The organism is Zhengella mangrovi, from assembly GCF_002727065.1.
Taxonomy (GTDB): Bacteria; Pseudomonadota; Alphaproteobacteria; order Rhizobiales; family Rhizobiaceae; genus Zhengella; species Zhengella mangrovi.
This window is the reverse complement of record NZ_PDVP01000027.1, coordinates 1-18,634: the sequence shown is the minus strand read 5'-3', so window position 1 is coordinate 18,634 and position 18,634 is coordinate 1. Positions and strand designations below refer to the sequence as shown.

16 protein-coding genes and 1 tRNA gene are annotated in these 18,634 nt (G+C 63.5%); 15 read left to right on the top strand and 2 right to left on the bottom strand.

The window, feature by feature from the left end:
- From CSC94_RS23160 to rplL, 9 genes are all read left to right on the top strand, one after another.
- On the top strand, positions 1-107 hold a 107-nt coding region (locus tag CSC94_RS23160; RefSeq protein ID WP_133122961.1), incomplete at its 5' end, for an EF-Tu C-terminal domain-related protein.
- Between the two features lie 178 nt (positions 108-285).
- Positions 286-696, top strand: coding sequence for a VOC family protein (locus CSC94_RS23155; protein WP_099308749.1), 411 nt, complete (start codon positions 286-288; stop codon positions 694-696).
- 149 nt (positions 697-845) lie between these two features.
- Positions 846-921 (top strand) — tRNA-Trp (locus tag CSC94_RS23150).
- A gap of 358 nt (positions 922-1,279) precedes the next feature.
- Positions 1,280-1,483: a preprotein translocase subunit SecE gene (gene secE / locus CSC94_RS23145; protein ID WP_099308748.1), complete on the top strand. Its 204-nt coding sequence runs from the start codon at positions 1,280-1,282 to the stop codon at positions 1,481-1,483.
- Positions 1,484-1,509: 26 nt separating this feature from the next.
- Entirely contained in the window at positions 1,510-2,040 is a 531-nt protein-coding gene (gene nusG, locus CSC94_RS23140) for a transcription termination/antitermination protein NusG (protein WP_099308747.1), read from the top strand.
- 142 nt (positions 2,041-2,182) lie between these two features.
- Positions 2,183-2,611, top strand: a complete 429-nt coding sequence (gene rplK, locus CSC94_RS23135; RefSeq protein WP_099308746.1) for a 50S ribosomal protein L11 — start codon at positions 2,183-2,185, stop codon at positions 2,609-2,611.
- A gap of 4 nt (positions 2,612-2,615) precedes the next feature.
- Positions 2,616-3,317 carry a 50S ribosomal protein L1 gene (rplA, locus tag CSC94_RS23130; RefSeq protein ID WP_099308745.1) on the top strand — a complete coding sequence of 234 codons (702 nt, stop codon included), beginning with the start codon at positions 2,616-2,618 and terminating at the stop codon, positions 3,315-3,317.
- 347 nt (positions 3,318-3,664) lie between these two features.
- The gene (rplJ, locus tag CSC94_RS23125; protein WP_099308744.1) at positions 3,665-4,183 is read left to right on the top strand and encodes a 50S ribosomal protein L10; all 519 of its coding nucleotides are present in this window, start codon (positions 3,665-3,667) and stop codon (positions 4,181-4,183) included.
- 52 nt (positions 4,184-4,235) lie between these two features.
- The gene (rplL, locus tag CSC94_RS23120; protein ID WP_099308743.1) at positions 4,236-4,613 is read left to right on the top strand and encodes a 50S ribosomal protein L7/L12; all 378 of its coding nucleotides are present in this window, start codon (positions 4,236-4,238) and stop codon (positions 4,611-4,613) included.
- On the opposite strand, the gene CSC94_RS24750 is transcribed toward rplL, so the two are convergent.
- Entirely contained in the window at positions 4,606-4,893 is a 288-nt protein-coding gene (locus CSC94_RS24750) for a hypothetical protein (protein WP_165784566.1), read from the bottom strand. The genes rplL and CSC94_RS24750 overlap by 8 nt on opposite strands.
- Between CSC94_RS24750 and rpoB the strand changes: the two genes are divergently transcribed.
- Both rpoB and rpoC read left to right on the top strand, forming a co-directional pair.
- The gene (gene rpoB, locus CSC94_RS23115) at positions 4,835-8,977 is read left to right on the top strand and encodes a DNA-directed RNA polymerase subunit beta (RefSeq protein ID WP_099308742.1); all 4,143 of its coding nucleotides are present in this window, start codon (positions 4,835-4,837) and stop codon (positions 8,975-8,977) included. The two genes, CSC94_RS24750 and rpoB, sit on opposite strands and share 59 nt — an antisense overlap.
- A gap of 172 nt (positions 8,978-9,149) precedes the next feature.
- On the top strand, positions 9,150-13,349 hold the full coding sequence (gene rpoC / locus CSC94_RS23110; RefSeq protein WP_099308741.1) for a DNA-directed RNA polymerase subunit beta': 4,200 nt from the start codon (positions 9,150-9,152) through the stop codon (positions 13,347-13,349).
- Positions 13,350-13,928: 579 nt separating this feature from the next.
- Here the strand turns inward: rpoC and CSC94_RS23100 are convergent.
- A complete protein-coding gene (locus tag CSC94_RS23100; protein ID WP_099308740.1) occupies positions 13,929-14,210 on the bottom strand; it encodes a transcriptional regulator in 282 nt (93 codons plus the stop codon).
- Positions 14,211-14,698: 488 nt separating this feature from the next.
- On the opposite strand from CSC94_RS23100, the gene rpsL reads away from it, so the two are divergent.
- From rpsL to tuf, 4 genes are all read left to right on the top strand, one after another.
- Complete coding sequence (rpsL, locus tag CSC94_RS23095) at positions 14,699-15,070, top strand: 30S ribosomal protein S12 (protein WP_099308739.1); 372 nt, start codon at positions 14,699-14,701, stop codon at positions 15,068-15,070.
- 63 nt (positions 15,071-15,133) lie between these two features.
- A complete protein-coding gene (rpsG, locus tag CSC94_RS23090; RefSeq protein WP_099308738.1) occupies positions 15,134-15,604 on the top strand; it encodes a 30S ribosomal protein S7 in 471 nt (156 codons plus the stop codon).
- A gap of 32 nt (positions 15,605-15,636) precedes the next feature.
- A complete protein-coding gene (gene fusA / locus CSC94_RS23085; RefSeq protein ID WP_099308737.1) occupies positions 15,637-17,727 on the top strand; it encodes an elongation factor G in 2,091 nt (696 codons plus the stop codon).
- A 68-nt stretch (positions 17,728-17,795) separates the two neighbouring features.
- The coding region (tuf, locus tag CSC94_RS23080) for an elongation factor Tu (RefSeq protein WP_099308736.1) at positions 17,796-18,634 on the top strand (839 nt) is incomplete at its 3' end.

The following is an 18,634-nucleotide window of genomic DNA, read 5'->3' as shown; positions in this document are numbered from 1 at the left end:
ACGTGTCGCTGATCGTGCCGATCGCGATGGAAGAAAAGCTGCGCTTCGCCATTCGCGAAGGCGGCCGTACGGTTGGCGCCGGCATCGTCGCCTCCATCATCGAGTGATCTCACGGCAGCCATCGTTCGATGGCTGGCACTGACGAACTGAACAGGCGCCGGGCCCCGTCCGGCGCCTGTTTCGTTTCCTGGCGTGCGGCGAACGGTGGATGACCGGGTCGCGACCTTGGCGGATCGGAACAATCCCACTATCTCTTGGCGCATCGCATGCCGGAGGAGGGCGGGAATGAAACTGTGGTTGCATCATATCAATTTCGTCTCGGAGGACGTGGAGCGCCTGCGCCGGTTCTACAGCGACGTGATGGGACTGGGGCCTCAGGAGGACGATCTGCCGGTGCGCGAGGCGACGCGCGAGTATGCAGGCGACGTGGCGTTCCTCAGCGATGGCGCGCTGCAGATGCACCTGGCGGAGAAGGATCTCGGCCTCGGTTACCGGGCCGGCAAGGCGGTCAACCCGGTCGAGCGCGGTCACCTCGCGTTCCGGACCGATGACATCGAGGCGTTCAAGCGTCACCTGGAGGAGAAGGGCGTGCCCTATGCCGACTACAAGGGCGTGGCGACCGGGACGTGGCACCAGATCTTCTTCCATGACCCGGAGGGCAACGTGGTGGAAGTGCACCAGGTGCTCGACGTCTAGCGGTCTGCGCTTTCATCCGGTGCTGCCACGCGCGGCACGGATTCGCGGCAGTGGCCGCCCGGCGGTGTTTTTTTCGCCGGCAGCGGGAAAAGACGAAAATCACGCTTGAAATCCGGGGCTTCCTGATGCAAGAAGCGCCCCACGGATACAGGGGTATAGCTCAGTTGGTAGAGCGGCGGTCTCCAAAACCGCAGGTCGGGGGTTCGAGCCCCTCTGCCCCTGCCAGCCACGGCCGGACGGCCCCGGATTTCCCGATCATAAAAAACGCATAAATGGCGTTTCGTGCCTCTTGCATCCGCGGCGGCATGGCTATATGTACCCCCTTCAGCATGCGGTGCGTGAAAGCGGCGAGTCGTCTTTGCGCACCCAAAACGCATGGGCCAGTCCCGCCGGCGGCGGTAAGGGGCGTGAGCTGATCCTTGGCGGCAACGATTGGATGGTTGTCGCGGATTCCAGGTCTGCGTGAGTGAAATCCCGGCGTATGGCCATCGGCTTGCGCCGGTGGGCTTGTCCCGGAATGGGGCGGCCGGCAAACAGAGACAAGGGCGGCGCAGGCCGTCCACGGATGGGAAGTGGGTTAGCCATGGCGGAAAAGACCAAGAATCCGTTCGTGTTTTTCCAGCAGGTGCGGAGCGAGACCGCCAAGGTCACGTGGCCCTCGCGGCGTGAGACGACCATCTCGACCTTCATGGTCATCGTGATGGCGTTCCTTGCGGCCATCTTCTTTTTCCTTGCCGACCAGATCATGGCCTTTGGCGTCGAGCTCATCCTGGGCATCGGCAGGTAATACGTGCATTCAGGGAGACGCCGAGCATGACCGCGCGCTGGTATATCGTCCACGCCTATTCGAACTTCGAGAAGAAGGTCGCCGAAGCCATCGAGGAAAAGGCGAAGCAGAAGGGGCTGTGGGACCGTTTCGAGAAGATCCTCGTGCCGACCGAGAAGGTCGTCGAGGTGCGCCGTGGCCGCAAGGTCGACGCCGAGCGCAAGTTCTTCCCGGGCTATGTCCTGGTTCGCGCGGACCTGACGGACGACGTGTTCCACCTGATCAAGAACACGCCCAAGGTCACCGGGTTCCTCGGGACGGACTCCAAGCCGGTGCCGATTCCGGACCGGGAAGCCGAGGCGATCCTGACGCAGGTGCAGGAAGGCGTCGACCGGCCGAAGCCGTCCGTCTCCTTCGAGATCGGCGAGCAGGTGCGCGTTTCCGACGGGCCGTTCGCGTCGTTCAACGGTTTCGTCCAGGAAGTGGACGAGGAGCGTTCGCGCCTGAAAGTGGAAGTGTCGATTTTCGGCCGGGCGACCCCGGTCGATCTGGAATTCGGTCAGGTCGAAAAGGTCTGACCGCAGAGCGTGGCGTCTCTCGGCGCCGGGTTCGAACCGGTGGAAGGGCAGGCGGCTTAGCCGGCCGCCAGGACTGTCCGGACCACCACCTTTGCAACCGCCTGTCCGCTGGGCAGGCACCAACTAGGAAAGCAGAGCTGAAATGGCCAAGAAAGTCGCAGGTCAGCTGAAGCTCCAGGTCCCGGCAGGGTCGGCGAATCCTTCGCCCCCGATCGGTCCGGCCCTGGGTCAGCGCGGCATCAACATCATGGAATTCTGCAAGGCGTTCAACGCGGCCACGCAGGAACTGGAAAAGGGTCAGCCGATCCCGGTGATCATCACCTATTTCCAGGACAAGTCCTTCACCTTCCAGATGAAGCAGCCCCCGGTGAGCTACTTCCTCAAGAAGGCGGCGAACCTGAAGTCCGGCTCCAAGGCGCCGGGCCGTGACAAGGCCGGCCAGGTTTCGCGCGACAAGGTGCGCGAGATCGCCGAAGCCAAAATGAAGGACCTCAACGCCAACGACGTCGAGGCAGCAATGCGCATGGTGGAGGGCTCTGCCCGTTCCATGGGCCTGGAAGTGGTGGGCTGATCCGATGGCGAAGAAGATTGCAAAGCGCATTGCCGCGTCCCGCGAGGGCATCGATCGCGACAAGCTGTATTCGCTCAGCGAGGCGATCTCGCTGGTCAAGGAGCGGGCAACCGCCAAGTTCGACGAGACGATCGAAGTCGCCATGAACCTGGGCGTTGACCCGCGTCATGCCGACCAGATGGTCCGTGGCGTCGTGACGCTGCCGAACGGCACCGGCCGTACGGTTCGCGTGGCCGTGTTCGCCCGTGGCGACAAGGCCGAGGAAGCCAAGGCCGCCGGCGCGGACGTTGTTGGCGCGGAAGACCTGGTGGAGACCGTGCAGAAGGGCGAGATCAATTTCGACCGCTGCATCGCGACCCCGGACATGATGCCGCTCGTCGGTCGCCTGGGCAAGGTGCTCGGCCCGCGTGGCATGATGCCGAACCCGAAGGTCGGCACGGTGACCATGGACGTCAAGGCGGCTGTCGATGCCTCCAAGGGCGGCGCCGTGGAATTCCGCGTCGAGAAGGCCGGCATCGTGCATGGCGGCGTGGGCAAGGCTTCCTTCGACGCCAAGGCGATCGAAGAGAACGTCCGCGCTTTTGCCGACGCCGTGATCAAGGCCAAGCCGTCGGGCGCCAAGGGCAACTACCTGAAGCGCATCGCGGTGTCCTCGACGATGGGCCCCGGCATCAAGATCGACCTGGGAACGATTTCCCAGGCCTGACGATATCCGGCGGCAGGACCTATCCTGCCGCCATACTGGAATTCCGGGCCGTTCGCGGTCCGGATACGGAAGGAAACTTCCGGACATCCTGTCCGAGATTGCAGGCGGCTCGCCTTAATTCGATTTCGAGCCTGCATGAGACGGGGTTTAGACCGGAAAGAGGGGCCTGGCCCCGATTGAAGGTTCGAACCGTGTAAACCTTCCTGCGTCGGCATGGTGCCGGGCAGAGGGGGCAGGATCCTTGAGACGCCGTTCGCGGCAAGGCGGGGATCACCCGTCGTGTCATGGACGGTAATCGCCAACAGCCGGCATGGCAATCATGCCTGCCGGTCAACTGGAGAGAGGCTGTGGAAAGAGCGGAAAAACGCGAATTCGTCGCGGGCCTGAATGAGGTGTTCAAGAGCACCGGTTCAGTGGTCGTGGCCCACTATGCCGGCCTCACGGTTGCGCAGATGAACGATCTTCGTTCCAAGATGCGCAATGCGGGAGGCACCGTCAAAGTCGCGAAGAACCGCCTCGCCAAGATCGCTCTTCAGGGCACGGATTCCGAGGGCATGTCGGACCTTTTCAAGGGTCAGACGCTGATTGCCTTTTCGGATGATCCGATTGCGGCGCCGAAGGTTGCCGCCGATTTCGCCAAGGGAAATGACAAGCTGGTCATTCTCGGCGGCGCGATGGGTGCAACCATTCTCGACCAGGAAGGCATGAAGTCGCTGGCTTCCATGCCGTCGCTGGACGAGCTCAGGGCGAAGATCATTGCGATGATCACCACCCCGGCCACCCGCATTGCCGGCGTCACCCAGGCACCTGCTGGCCAGCTGGCCCGGGTGTTCGGCGCCTATGCCCGGAAGGACGAAGCGGCGTGAGGCCGTTCTCAGCACGAAACCAACGTTCGAACCTTTGTGAAGGAATGTGAAAATGGCTGATCTTGCCAAGATTGTTGAAGACCTGTCGGCCCTGACCGTCATGGAAGCTGCCGAGCTGTCCAAGATGCTCGAAGAGAAGTGGGGCGTTTCCGCCGCTGCTCCGGTGGCCGTTGCCGCCGCTGGCGGTGCCGGCGCCGCTGCCGAAGCCGCTGAAGAGAAGACCGAGTTTGACGTGATCCTCGCCGAAGCCGGCGCCAACAAGATCAACGTCATCAAGGAAGTCCGCGGCATCACCGGCCTGGGCCTCAAGGAAGCCAAGGACCTCGTCGAGGCCGCTCCGAAGGCCGTCAAGGAAGGTATCTCCAAGGGCGAAGCCGAAGACCTCAAGAAGAAGCTCGAGGACGCCGGCGCCAAGGTCGAGATCAAGTAATCACCTGGTTTTCCAGGTGTCTGGCGGGCAGGGAAACCTGCCCGCCGGTCCCGCCTCCGGCGAGCGGGACATGTGGCGAAACGGCAGCAAGCTGCCAAAACCCTTTTCCTGAAGGCCCGGTCCGGGCGTTCAGGAGACGGGTTTTCACCGTTTGAGGGATTCCGTTCTGCCAGGAGCGGAAGAATTCGGCCAGATTGGCCAGTGCGAGACGAGGAGCGACGATGGCCCAGACCCAGACTTTCAACGGTCGCAGGCGCGTACGCAAGTTCTTCGGAAACATTCCGGAAGTTGCGGAGATGCCGAACCTGATCGAGGTTCAGAAAGCATCCTATGACCAGTTCCTGATGGTCGACGAGCCCGAGGGCGGTCGTCCGGACGAGGGGCTGCAGGCGGTCTTCAAGTCCGTCTTCCCGATCACCGATTTCTCCGGTGCATCGATGCTGGAATTCGTGAAGTACGAATTCGAGCAGCCGAAGTTCGACGTGGACGAGTGCCGCCAGCGCGACCTGACGTTTGCCGCGCCGCTGAAGGTGACGCTGCGCCTGATCGTGTTCGATATCGACGAGGACACCCAGGCCAAGTCGATCAAGGACATCAAGGAGCAGGACGTCTACATGGGCGACATGCCGCTCATGACGTCCAACGGCACCTTCATCGTCAACGGCACCGAGCGCGTCATCGTCTCCCAGATGCACCGTTCGCCGGGCGTGTTCTTCGACCATGACAAGGGCAAGTCCCATTCTTCCGGCAAGCTGCTGTTCGCTGCCCGCGTGATCCCCTATCGCGGTTCCTGGCTCGACATCGAGTTCGACGCCAAGGACATCGTGCATGCGCGCATCGACCGCCGCCGCAAGATCCCCGTTTCCTCGCTGCTGATGGCGCTGGGCATGGACGGCGAGGAAATCCTCGACACGTTCTATGACCGCCTGACCTTCGTGCGCGATGGCGACAACTGGCGCATTCCCTATTCGGTCGAGCGCTACAAGGGCCTGAAGGCCGTCACCGACGTCGTCGACGCCGACACCGGCGAAGTGGTCGTCGAGGCCGGCAAGAAGATCACCGCCCGCCAGGCCAAGCAGCTTGCCGAAAAGGGTCTGAAGGCGGTCAAGGCGACCGAGGATGACCTGTTCGGCTCCTACCTGGCCGAGGACATCGTCAACCCGGCGACGGGCGAGATCTACCTCGAGGCCGGCGACGAACTCGACGAGAAGGCGCTGAAGGTGCTGACCGAGGCCGGCATCGACGAGATCGACGTGCTCGACATCGACCATGTCAATGTCGGCGCCTACATCCGCAACTCGCTTTCCGTCGACAAGAACGAGAGCCGCCAGGACGCGCTGTTCGACATCTACCGGGTGATGCGCCCGGGCGAACCGCCGACGATCGAGACGGCCGAAGCGATGTTCAACTCGCTGTTCTTCGACGCCGAGCGCTACGACCTGTCGGCCGTCGGCCGCGTCAAGATGAACATGCGTCTTGGCCTCGATGCCGAGGACACGGTGCGCGTGCTGCGCAAGGACGACATCATCGCCATCGTGCGCACGCTCGTCGAGCTGCGTGACGGCCGCGGCGAGATCGACGACATCGACAACCTCGGCAACCGCCGGGTGCGTTCTGTCGGCGAGCTGATGGAGAACCAGTACCGCGTCGGCCTGCTGCGCATGGAACGTGCGATCAAGGAGCGGATGAGCTCCATCGAGATCGACACGGTGATGCCGCAGGACCTGATCAACGCCAAGCCGGCGGCAGCCGCCGTGCGCGAGTTCTTCGGCTCGTCGCAGCTGTCGCAGTTCATGGACCAGACCAACCCGCTGTCCGAGATCACCCACAAGCGCCGCCTGTCGGCCCTTGGACCGGGCGGCCTGACGCGCGAGCGCGCCGGCTTCGAGGTGCGCGACGTGCACCCGACGCACTATGGCCGCATCTGCCCGATCGAAACGCCGGAAGGTCCGAACATCGGCCTGATCAACTCGCTGGCCACCTTCGCCCGCGTCAACAAGTACGGCTTCATCGAAAGCCCGTACCGCAAGGTCGTGGACGGCAAGGTGACGCTCGACGTGCATTACCTCTCCGCCATGGAAGAGGCCAAGCACTACGTCGCCCAGGCGAACGCGCAGATCGATGACGATGGCCGTTTCGTCGAGGAATTCGTCGTTTGCCGCCATGCCGGCGAAGTGATGATGGCGCCGCGTGAACTGGTCGACCTCATGGACGTGTCGCCGAAGCAGCTCGTTTCGGTCGCCGCGGCGCTGATCCCGTTCCTGGAGAACGACGACGCCAACCGCGCGCTGATGGGGTCGAACATGCAGCGTCAGGCCGTGCCGCTGGTGCGCGCCGAGGCGCCGTTCGTCGGCACCGGCATGGAGCCGATCGTCGCACGCGATTCGGGTGCCGCCATCGCGGCGCGCCGGACGGGTGTCGTCGACCAGGTCGATGCGACGCGTATCGTCATTCGCGCGACGGAAGATGTCGATCCGGGCGAATCCGGCGTGGACATCTACCGGCTGATGAAGTTCCAGCGTTCCAACCAGAACACCTGCATCAACCAGCGTCCGCTGGTGCGCGTGGGCGACCGGATCGAGAAGGGCGACATCATCGCCGATGGTCCGTCGACGGATCTCGGCGACCTGGCGCTCGGCCGCAACGTGCTCGTCGCGTTCATGCCGTGGAACGGCTACAACTACGAGGATTCGATCCTCCTGTCCGAACGCATCGTGCGCGATGACGTCTTCACCTCGATCCACATCGAGGAGTTCGAGGTCATGGCCCGCGACACCAAGCTCGGACCGGAAGAAATCACGCGTGACATTCCGAACGTCTCGGAAGAAGCGCTGAAGAACCTCGACGAGGCCGGCATCACCTATATCGGTGCGGAAGTCGGCCCGGGCGACATCCTGGTCGGCAAGATCACGCCGAAGGGCGAGAGCCCGATGACGCCGGAGGAAAAGCTTCTGCGTGCCATCTTCGGCGAAAAGGCCTCGGACGTGCGCGACACCTCCATGCGCATGCCGCCCGGCACGTTCGGCACGATCGTGGAAGTGCGCGTCTTCAACCGCCACGGCGTCGAGAAGGACGAGCGCGCCATGGCCATCGAGCGCGAGGAGATCGAGCGCCTGGCCAAGGACCGCGACGACGAGCAGGCCATTCTCGACCGCAACACCTATGCCCGCCTGGCAGAGATGCTGGCCGGCAAGGAAGCCATCGCGGGCCCGAAGGGCTTCAAGAAGGGCGGGACGCTCGACCAGTCGGTCCTGGACGAGTATCCGCGCTCGCAGTGGTGGCAGTTCGCCGTCGAGGACGAGGGGCTCCAGAATGCCCTGGAAGCCCTTCGCACCCAGTACGACGAGTCCAAGAAGATGCTCGAGCAGCGCTTCATGGACAAGGTGGAGAAGGTGCAGCGCGGCGACGAGATGCCGCCCGGCGTGATGAAGATGGTCAAGGTCTTCGTCGCCGTGAAGCGCAAGATCCAGCCGGGCGACAAGATGGCCGGCCGTCATGGCAACAAGGGTGTCGTGTCGCGGATCGTGCCGGTGGAAGACATGCCGTTCCTGGAAGACGGCACGCATGTCGACATCGTGCTCAACCCGCTGGGCGTGCCGAGCCGCATGAACGTCGGGCAGATCCTGGAAACGCACCTGGGATGGGCCTGCGCGGGCATGGGCCGGAAGATCGGCGAGATGATCGAGGCCTACAACGAGAACGGCGACATCAAGCCGCTCAGGGCGACGATCGAGGACGTCATCCCGGACAACGACCGCAACGAACCGGTCCGCGACTACGATGACGAGTCGGTCATCCGTCTCGGTTCGCAGCTGACCCGCGGCGTATCGATCGCCACGCCGGTGTTCGACGGTGCCGTCGAGGCCGACATCAACGACATGCTCGCCAAGGCGGGCCTGAAGACGACCGGCCAGTCGACGCTGTACGACGGGCGCACGGGCGAGGAGTTCGACCGCCAGGTCACGGTGGGCTACATCTACATGCTGAAGCTGCACCACCTGGTCGACGACAAGATCCACGCCCGTTCGATCGGTCCGTACTCGCTCGTCACCCAGCAGCCGCTGGGCGGCAAGGCGCAGTTCGGCGGCCAGCGCTTCGGCGAGATGGAGGTCTGGGCCCTGGAAGCCTACGGTGCCGCCTACACGCTGCAGGAAATGCTGACCGTAAAGTCGGACGACGTGGCCGGGCGTACCAAGGTCTACGAGGCCATCGTGCGCGGCGACGACACGTTCGAGGCAGGCATTCCGGAGAGCTTCAACGTTCTCGTCAAGGAAATGCGCTCGCTGGGCCTCAACGTCGAGCTCGCAGCGGCGCGGGCCGACGATGCGGAAGCACCGGACCAGTTGCCCGACGCGGCAGAATAGATGCGTCAAGCCAAGGCGCGCCGCGTGACGATACGCGCGGCGCGCCGGTCCATCGCGGAACCCTCCGGGCGGCCGGGCGGTTTTGCAGGAAGAGCGGAACAGACGGGCAGGACGCCCCTTTCCGCCGGATCATTTCAAGGGGGTCGCCCCGGACCCCGCCAAGGAGAACGGCATGAACCAAGAGGTCATGAATCTTTTCAACCCTCAGGCTCCGGCCCAGAACTTCGATTCCATCCGGATTTCGCTGGCCAGCCCTGAGAAGATTCTGTCCTGGTCTTTCGGCGAGATCAAGAAGCCGGAGACGATCAACTACCGCACGTTCAAGCCGGAACGTGACGGTCTGTTCTGCGCGCGCATCTTCGGCCCGATCAAGGATTACGAGTGCCTGTGCGGCAAGTACAAGCGCATGAAGTACAAGGGCATCATCTGCGAGAAGTGCGGCGTCGAAGTCACGCTGTCGCGGGTGCGCCGCGAGCGCATGGGCCACATCGAGCTGGCCGCACCGGTCGCGCATATCTGGTTCCTGAAGTCGCTGCCGAGCCGCATCGGAACGCTGCTCGACATGACGCTGAAGGATATCGAGCGCGTTCTCTACTTCGAGAACTACATCGTCACCGAGCCGGGCCTGACCTCGCTGAAGGAGCACCAGCTTCTCTCGGAAGAGGAATACATGCTGGCCGTCGACGAATTCGGCGAGGACAGCTTCACCGCCATGATCGGCGCGGAAGCCATCCACGAGCTGCTGTCGTCGCTCGACCTGCCGCGCATCGCGGTCCAGCTGCGTGACGAGCTGGCCGAGACCACGTCGGAGCTGAAGCAGAAGAAGCTGCTGAAGCGCCTGAAGGTGGTCGAGAACTTCATGGAATCCGGCAACAAGCCGGAATGGATGATCATGAAGATCGTCCCGGTGATCCCGCCGGACCTGCGCCCGCTGGTCCCGCTGGACGGCGGCCGTTTCGCGACGTCGGACCTGAACGACCTGTACCGCCGCGTCATCAACCGCAACAACCGCCTGAAGCGGCTGATCGAGCTGCGCGCGCCGGGCATCATCATCCGCAACGAGAAGCGCATGCTCCAGGAGGCCGTCGACGCCCTGTTCGACAACGGCCGCCGCGGCCGCGTCATCACGGGTGCCAACAAGCGCCCGCTGAAGTCGCTGTCCGACATGCTGAAGGGCAAGCAGGGCCGCTTCCGCCAGAACCTGCTCGGCAAGCGCGTCGACTATTCCGGCCGCTCGGTCATCGTGACCGGTCCGGAACTCAAGCTGCACCAGTGCGGCCTGCCGAAGAAGATGGCGCTGGAGCTGTTCAAGCCGTTCATCTACGCGCGCCTCGACGCCAAGGGCTACTCGTCCACGGTGAAGCAGGCCAAGAAGCTGGTCGAGAAGGAAAAGCCGGAAGTCTGGGATATCCTGGACGAGGTCATCCGCGAGCACCCGGTCCTGTTGAACCGCGCGCCGACGCTGCACCGCCTCGGCATCCAGGCCTTCGAACCCACCCTGATCGAGGGCAAGGCGATCCAGCTTCACCCGCTGGTCTGCACGGCCTTCAACGCCGACTTCGACGGCGACCAGATGGCCGTCCACGTCCCGCTGTCGCTGGAAGCTCAGCTGGAAGCCCGCGTGCTGATGATGTCGACGAACAACATCCTGCACCCGGCCAACGGCGCGCCGATCATCGTGCCGTCCCAGGACATGGTTCTCGGTCTCTACTACCTGTCGATCATGAACCAGAACGAGCCGGGCGAGGGCATGGCTTTCGCCGATCTGGGCGAGTTGCACCACGCGCTCGATTCCGGCGCCGTGACGCTGCATGCCAAGATCAAGGGCCGGTTCCGCTCCGTGGACGCAGAAGGCAATGTCGTCTCCAATATCTACGAGACGACGCCCGGACGCATGCTGATCGGTGAACTGCTGCCGAAGAACGTCAACGTTCCCTTCGACATCTGCAACCAGGAAATGACCAAGAAGAACATCTCCAAGATGATCGACACGGTCTATCGCCATTGCGGACAGAAGGAGACGGTGATCTTCTGCGACCGCATCATGTCGCTCGGTTTCGTCAATGCGTGCAATGCCGGCATCTCGTTCGGCAAGGACGACATGGTGATCCCGGACAGCAAGGCTAAGCTGGTGGCCGACACCGACAAGCTGGCCAAGGAATACGAGCAGCAGTACAACGACGGCCTGATCACCCAGGGCGAGAAGTACAACAAGGTCGTCGACGCCTGGGCCAAGTGCTCGGAAAAGGTCGCCGACGAGATGATGGCCCGCATCAAGGCGGTCGAGTTCGACGACAACGGCCGCCAGAAGCCGATGAACTCGGTCTACATGATGTCGCACTCCGGCGCCCGTGGCTCGCCGACCCAGATGCGTCAGCTGGCCGGCATGCGCGGCCTGATGGCCAAGCCGTCGGGCGAGATCATCGAAACGCCGATCATCTCGAACTTCAAGGAAGGCCTGACGGTTCTGGAGTACTTCAACTCCACGCACGGCGCCCGCAAGGGCCTGGCCGACACGGCGCTGAAGACCGCCAACTCCGGCTACCTGACCCGCCGTCTTGTCGACGTGGCGCAGGACTGCATCGTCAATGCCGTCGATTGCGGCACCGATCGCGGCCTAACCATGCAACCGATCGTGGACGCCGGCCAGGTGGTTGCCTCGCTCGGCCAGCGCATCCTCGGCCGCACGGCGCTCGACGACATCAACCACCCGGTTTCGGGTGAGCTGATCGCCAAGGCCGGCACGCTGCTGGACGAACGCGATGTCGATGCCATCGAGAAGGCCGGCATCCAGTCGATCCGGATCCGTTCGGCGCTGACCTGCGACGTCAAGACCGGCGTCTGCTCGGTCTGCTACGGACGCGACCTGGCACGCGGCACGCCCGTGAACATGGGCGAGGCGGTGGGTGTCATCGCGGCGCAGTCGATCGGCGAGCCGGGTACCCAGCTGACGATGCGTACCTTCCACATGGGCGGTACGGCGCAGGTGGTCGACTCGTCCTTCATCGAGGCCTCCTACGAGGGCACGGTGGAGATCAAGAACCGCAACGTGGTCCGCAACTCCGAGGGCAACCTCGTGGTCATGGGCCGCAACATGGCGGTGGCGATCAAGGACGAGGGTGGCAAGGAACGCGCGTCGCACCGCGTCACCTACGGTGCCCGCCTGTTCATCGACGATGGCGACAAGGTCAAGCGCGGCCAGCGTATCGCCGAATGGGATCCGTATACCCGTCCGATCATGACGGAAGTCGAGGGCCGCGTGGCGTTCGAGGACCTGATCGACGGCGTCTCCATGCAGGAGGCCACGGAAGAAACCACGGGCATCACCAAGCGTGAGGTCACCGACTGGCGCTCGACGCCGCGCGGCACGGATCTGAAGCCGGCCATCGCGGTGGAAGGCAAGGACGGCAAGATCGCGAAGCTGGCCCGTGGCGGCGAGGCTCGCTACCTGATGTCGGTGTCGACGGTTCTCTCCGTGGAACCTGGTTCCACGGTCCGTCCCGGCGACGTGCTGGCCCGTATCCCGATGGAAAGCGCCAAGACGAAGGACATCACCGGTGGTCTGCCGCGCGTTGCGGAACTGTTCGAGGCCCGTCGTCCGAAGGACCACGCCGTCATTGCCGAAGTCTCCGGCACGGTGCGGTTCGGCCGCGACTACAAGAACAAGCGCCGCATCGTCATCGAGCCCTTCGAGGAAGGTCTCGAGCCGGTGGAATACCTGATCCCGAAGGGCAAGCCGTTCCATCTGCAGGACGGCGACACCATCGAGAAGGGCGACTACCTGCTTGACGGCAACCCGGCGCCACATGACATCCTGGCGATCAAGGGCGTGGAAGCACTGGCTTCCTACCTCGTCAACGAGATCCAGGAAGTCTACCGGTTGCAGGGCGTGTTGATCAACGACAAGCACATCGAGGTGATCGTTCGCCAGATGCTGCAGAAGATCGAGATCACGGAGCAGGGCGACTCGGTCTACATCCCCGGCGACCACGTCGACGTGATCGAGTTCGACGAGATCAACGAGCGTCTGGAAGAAGAGGGCAAGCAGCCCGCCAAGGGCGAGCCGGTTCTGCTCGGCATCACCAAGGCCTCGCTGCAGACCCCGTCGTTCATCTCGGCGGCGTCGTTCCAGGAGACCACCCGCGTGCTCACCGAAGCGGCTGTTGCCGGCAAGGTGGATACGCTGCAGGGCCTCAAGGAAAACGTCATCGTCGGTCGCCTGGTGCCGGCCGGCACGGGCGGCGCGATGAACCAGATCCGCCGCATCGCGACGTCGCGCGACGACCTCATCCTCGACGAGCGCCGCAAGGCGACTGGCGCGGAAGAGGCTTCGCCGATGATCTCCAACATGACGGAGACGGCGGGCGAATAACCCGACCGGATCGAAAATACCGAAAAGGGCCGTGGCAGGGGACTGCCGCGGCCCTTTTCCATTTGGCTCCGTCGTGTTCCGTCCGGGCGATTGCACCGTCTTGTGTGAACTCCATCACAGACGGGACGCGGAGGGCTGTGCTTGTCTTTCCGCAGCGGCAGTCGATCGGGTTTCAGACCTCCTAAGCCGCCACTTTGACGGGCCGTTCGGTATCTTGCCCCACCGGACGGCCCTTTTTATTCGCCTGCCGCTGCCATCCTGTCATGGGAGACCGGAACGTGGCCCGGCCGCCGGTCCGTCCACCTGACTGGCTCGATGGCATTTCGGCTTTCTGCGAGTCGCGCCAACGCCCTGTCGCGCTTTTCTCGTGCAATTCCGGAGGAGAAACCGGCATCCACTTTCGCTGGAATTGCTTTCTCTGGTCGCTATTCCGGACGCGAAACCGGTCTCCACTTTCGCTGGAATTGCTTTTCCCTTTCGCAATTCCGGGCGCGAAACCGGTCTCCACTTTCGCTGGAATTGCTTTTCCCTTTCGCAATTCCGGGCGCGAAACCGGTCTCCACTTTCGCTGGAATTGCTCTAGTTGCTCTCGGCGAAGGTGACGATCGCCACTTCGCCTTCCAGGGCGCCTTGCCATGCAGAGGCGTGGGGTTCCTCGTCGGGCTGCCCTTCGAGCTCGCCGATCTGGTCGAACTCCGCCTCGGCGTATCCTTCCTCGGCAAGCGCTTCCAGCGCGCGGCGGACGGCGCTGTCGTCATCCGGTGCCACCAGGAGCACGTGTACGGCGAGCGGATCCTCGCCCTGTTCGCGCCATACCCTGCCGACGATGATCATGACGGGTGAATCAGCTGAGTCGTCCATGACGCCTTCCCTTGTGCGGGTACGGTTTGCCACCCGGCCTGCGGGGGCGATTCCCTGCCAAGCTAGTTGGGAAGGGTGGCAAAGGGAAGAACCCGCGCGCGGCCAGGCCGGACGTCCGCAACATAACCACCGGGAATGCATTCCTTGCGCAATTATGTTTCGTGGGACGATTGTGCCGGGCGAGGGGGCAAGAAATATGGCGCATCAGGCTTGACGGACCGGGGGATAGCGAGTAGTACCCGCCCGTCTGAGCCGATGTGAGGCCGGTTTTCCGAGGCGCCAAGCCTTGGAGTTTCGCCTCAAACAGGGTTCGTTTTACGAGCGACGCACATCATTGGGGCATGAGACGGGTTCCCGTTTCCTCTGCTTTGTATGCGGGCTGGACCACCGAGAGGGTGGTTTGTTGCCCGTTTTGCGCATGATTGCGGCGCTGAAATCCGCCCTGACGGGCCTGGACACGGAATTATTGAGCGAAGAGGAAGGTTTGAATGCCTACCGTCAACCAGCTGATCCGCAAGCCGCGCATTGCGCCGGTCAAGCGCAACAAAGTGCCGGCGATGCAGGCCAACCCGCAGAAGCGGGGCGTGTGCACGCGCGTCTACACCACCACGCCGAAGAAGCCGAACTCGGCCCTCCGCAAGGTGGCGAAGATCCGTCTCACCAATGGCTTCGAGGTCATCGGCTACATCCCCGGCGAGGGGCATAACCTTCAGGAGCACTCCGTGGTCATGATCCGCGGCGGCCGCGTGAAGGACCTTCCGGGCGTGCGTTACCACATCATCCGCGGCGTGCTCGACACGCAGGGCGTGAAGGACCGCAAGCAGCGCCGTTCCAAGTACGGCGCGAAGCGTCCGAAGTAAGGTTATCCGGCCCTCGGGCGCTTTCCAGCGTCTGGCCGCAGAAGTGAGAGACAGGAAGACCCCATGTCCCGACGTCACAGTGCCGAAAAGCGTGAGATCAACCCGGATCCGAAGTTCTCGGACCTGGTCATCACGAAGTTCATGAACGCCGTCATGCTCGACGGCAAGAAGTCGGTTGCCGAGCGCATCGTCTACGGCGCCCTTGACCAGGTCGAGGCGAAGGCCAAGCAGGACCCGCTGGCCCTGTTCCACCAGGCGCTCGACAATGTCGCGCCGCACGTGGAAGTGCGTTCGCGCCGCGTCGGCGGTGCGACCTATCAGGTGCCGGTCGACGTCCGTCCGGAGCGCCGCCAGGCCCTGGCCATTCGCTGGCTCATCACCGCGGCCCGCTCGCGCAACGAGACCACGATGGTCGACCGCCTGTCCGGCGAGCTGCTCGATGCGGCCAACAACCGCGGCACGGCCGTGAAGAAGCGCGAAGACACGCACCGGATGGCCGAAGCCAACCGCGCGTTCTCGCACTACCGCTGGTAATTCAAAGAGCGAATCCAGGAAGGCAACCTCCCATGGCCCGCGATTACAAGATCGAAGACTACCGCAATTTCGGCATCATGGCGCATATCGACGCCGGCAAGACGACGATGACCGAACGCATCCTGTTCTACACCGGCAAGTCCCACAAGATCGGCGAAGTCCACGACGGCGCCGCGACGATGGACTGGATGGAGCAGGAGCAGGAGCGCGGCATCACGATCACGTCCGCCGCGACGACGACCTTCTGGGAAGGCCGTGACAAGAAGCGCCGCCGCTACAACATCATCGACACGCCCGGGCACGTCGACTTCACCATCGAGGTGGAGCGTTCGCTGCGCGTGCTCGACGGTGCGGTTGCCCTGCTGGACGCCAACGCCGGTGTCGAGCCGCAGACCGAGACGGTGTGGCGCCAGGCCGACAAGTACAAAGTGCCGCGCATGATCTTCGCCAACAAGATGGACAAGATCGGCGCCGACTTCTTCCGCTGCGTCGAGATGGTTGGTTCGCGCCTCGGTGCGACCCCGGTCGTCATCCAGCTGCCGATCGGTGCCGAGAACGAGCACAAGGGCGTTGTCGACCTGATCGAGATGAAGGCCTATGTCTGGCGCGACGAGACCCTCGGTGCTGCCTGGGACATCGTTGAAATCCCGGCCGACCTGCAGGACCAGGCCGAGGAATGGCGCGAGAAGATGATCGAGACCGTGGTCGAGATCGACGAAGGCGCGATGGAGCGTTACCTGGAAGGCGAAATGCCTGGCAATGACGAGATCCGCAAGCTGATCCGCCAGGGCACGATCGCCGTCCAGTTCTTCCCGATGATGTGCGGCTCGGCCTTCAAGAACAAGGGCGTGCAGCCGCTTCTCGACGCCGTGACGGACTTCCTGCCGTCGCCGGTCGAAGTTCCGGCCATCCGCGGCATCGACCCGAAGACCGAGGGCGAGATCACCCGCAAGTCGGCGGACGAAGAGCCGCTGTCGATGCTGGCCTTCAAGATCATGAACGACCCGTTCGTCGGTTCGCTGACCTTCGCCCGCATCTACTCGGGCGTCCTGACCAAGGGCGTTTCGCTCGCCAACACGGTCAAGGACAAGCGCGAGCGCATCGGCCGCATGCTGCAGATGCACTCCAACTCGCGTGAGGACATCGAAGAGGCCTATGCCGGCGACATCGTCGCCCTGGCCGGCCTGAAGGATACGACGACGGGCGACACGCTCTGCGATCCGCTGAAGCCGGTCATCCTGGAGCGCATGGAATTCCCGGATCCGGTCATCCAGATCGCGATCGAGCCGAAGACCAAGGGCGACCAGGAGAAGATGGGCCTCGCGCTCAACCGCCTGGCGGCCGAGGATCCGTCCTTCCGCGTCAAGTCGGACGAGGAATCCGGCCAGACGATCATCGCCGGCATGGGCGAGCTGCACCTGGACATCATCGTCGACCGCCTGCGTCGCGAGTTCAAGGTGGAAGCCAACGTCGGTGCCCCGCAGGTCGCCTACCGCGAGACGATCACCCGCGAAGCCGAGATCGACTACACCCACAAGAAGCAGTCGGGTGGTTCGGGCCAGTTCGCCCGCGTCAAGATCATCTTCCAGCCCAACCCGGATGGCGAGGATTTCGTGTTCGAATCCAAGATCGTCGGCGGTTCGGTGCCGAAGGAATACATCCCGGGTGTCCAGAAGGGCATCGAGAGCGTCCTGTCCTCCGGTCCGGTGGCCGGCTTCCCGATGCTCGGCGTGAAGGCCACGCTGATCGACGGTGCCTTCCACGACGTCGACTCTTCGGTCCTGGCGTTCGAAATCGCCTCGCGCGCTGCCTTCCGTGAAGGTGCGCAGAAGGCGGGTGCCCAGCTTCTCGAGCCGATCATGAAGGTCGAGGTCGTGACGCCGGAAGACTACGTCGGCGACGTCATCGGCGACCTGAACTCGCGGCGCGGCCAGATCCAGGGCACCGAAGCCCGCGGCATTGCCACGGTCGTCAACGCCTTCGTGCCGCTGGCCAACATGTTCAAGTACGTCGACAGCCTGCGCTCGATGTCCCAGGGCCGTGCCCAGTACACGATGCTCTTCGACCACTACGAGCCGGTCCCGACCGCGGTGGCACAGGAAATCCAGAAGAAGTACGCCTGACCGGCGTGCTTCACTGAAACAGCAATTTGAAAGGTCCCCTGGCGGACCGCAAGGAATGGAGAAGCCCAATGGCGAAGGGTAAATTCGAGCGCAACAAGCCGCATGTGAACATTGGCACGATCGGTCACGTCGACCACGGCAAGACGTCTCTGACGGCTGCGATCACGAAGTATTTCGGCGACTTCAAGGCCTATGACCAGATCGACGCTGCGCCGGAAGAAAAGGCGCGCGGCATCACGATCTCGACGGCGCACGTGGAGTACGAGACGGAGAGCCGTCACTATGCCCACGTGGACTGCCCGGGCCACGCCGACTACGTGAAGAACATGATCACGGGCGCGGCGCAGATGGACGGCGCGATCCTGGTTGTTTCGGCTGCCGACGGCCCGATGCCGCAGACGCGCGAGCACATCCTGCTGGCCCGCCAGGTCGGCGTTCCGGCGATCGTGGTGTTCCTGAACAAGGTCGACCAGGTCGATGACGAGGAACTGCTTGAGCTGGTCGAGCTGGAAGTTCGCGAGCTTCTGTCGTCCTACGAGTTCCCGGGCGACGACATTCCGATCGTCAAGGGTTCGGCGCTTGCCGCTCTCGAAGACAGCGACAAGAAGATCGGCGAAGACGCGATCCGCGAGCTGATGGCTGCGGTGGATGCCTACATCCCGACGCCGGAGCGTCCGATCGACCAGCCGTTCCTGATGCCGATCGAGGACGTGTTCTCGATCTCGGGCCGCGGCACGGTGGTGACCGGCCGCGTCGAGCGCGGCATCGTCAAGGTTGGCGAGGAAGTCGAGATCGTCGGTATCCGTCCGACGTCGAAGACGACGGTGACGGGCGTGGAGATGTTCCGCAAGCTGCTGGACCAGGGCCAGGCCGGCGACAACATCGGCGCGCTGCTTCGCGGCGTCGA

Coding starts and splice junctions, on each gene's coding strand:
- rpoC (WP_099308741.1), top strand. CDS start 9,150: ATGAACCAAGAGGTCATGAATCTTTTCAACCCTCAGGCTCCGGCCCAG.
- rplL (WP_099308743.1), top strand. CDS start 4,236: ATGGCTGATCTTGCCAAGATTGTTGAAGACCTGTCGGCCCTGACCGTC.
- fusA (WP_099308737.1), top strand. CDS start 15,637: ATGGCCCGCGATTACAAGATCGAAGACTACCGCAATTTCGGCATCATG.
- CSC94_RS23155 (WP_099308749.1), top strand. CDS start 286: ATGAAACTGTGGTTGCATCATATCAATTTCGTCTCGGAGGACGTGGAG.
- rplK (WP_099308746.1), top strand. CDS start 2,183: ATGGCCAAGAAAGTCGCAGGTCAGCTGAAGCTCCAGGTCCCGGCAGGG.
- rpoB (WP_099308742.1), top strand. CDS start 4,835: ATGGCCCAGACCCAGACTTTCAACGGTCGCAGGCGCGTACGCAAGTTC.
- rpsG (WP_099308738.1), top strand. CDS start 15,134: ATGTCCCGACGTCACAGTGCCGAAAAGCGTGAGATCAACCCGGATCCG.
- CSC94_RS23100 (WP_099308740.1), bottom strand. CDS start 14,210: ATGGACGACTCAGCTGATTCACCCGTCATGATCATCGTCGGCAGGGTA.
- rpsL (WP_099308739.1), top strand. CDS start 14,699: ATGCCTACCGTCAACCAGCTGATCCGCAAGCCGCGCATTGCGCCGGTC.
- nusG (WP_099308747.1), top strand. CDS start 1,510: ATGACCGCGCGCTGGTATATCGTCCACGCCTATTCGAACTTCGAGAAG.
- secE (WP_099308748.1), top strand. CDS start 1,280: ATGGCGGAAAAGACCAAGAATCCGTTCGTGTTTTTCCAGCAGGTGCGG.
- CSC94_RS24750 (WP_165784566.1), bottom strand. CDS start 4,893: ATGTTTCCGAAGAACTTGCGTACGCGCCTGCGACCGTTGAAAGTCTGG.
- rplA (WP_099308745.1), top strand. CDS start 2,616: ATGGCGAAGAAGATTGCAAAGCGCATTGCCGCGTCCCGCGAGGGCATC.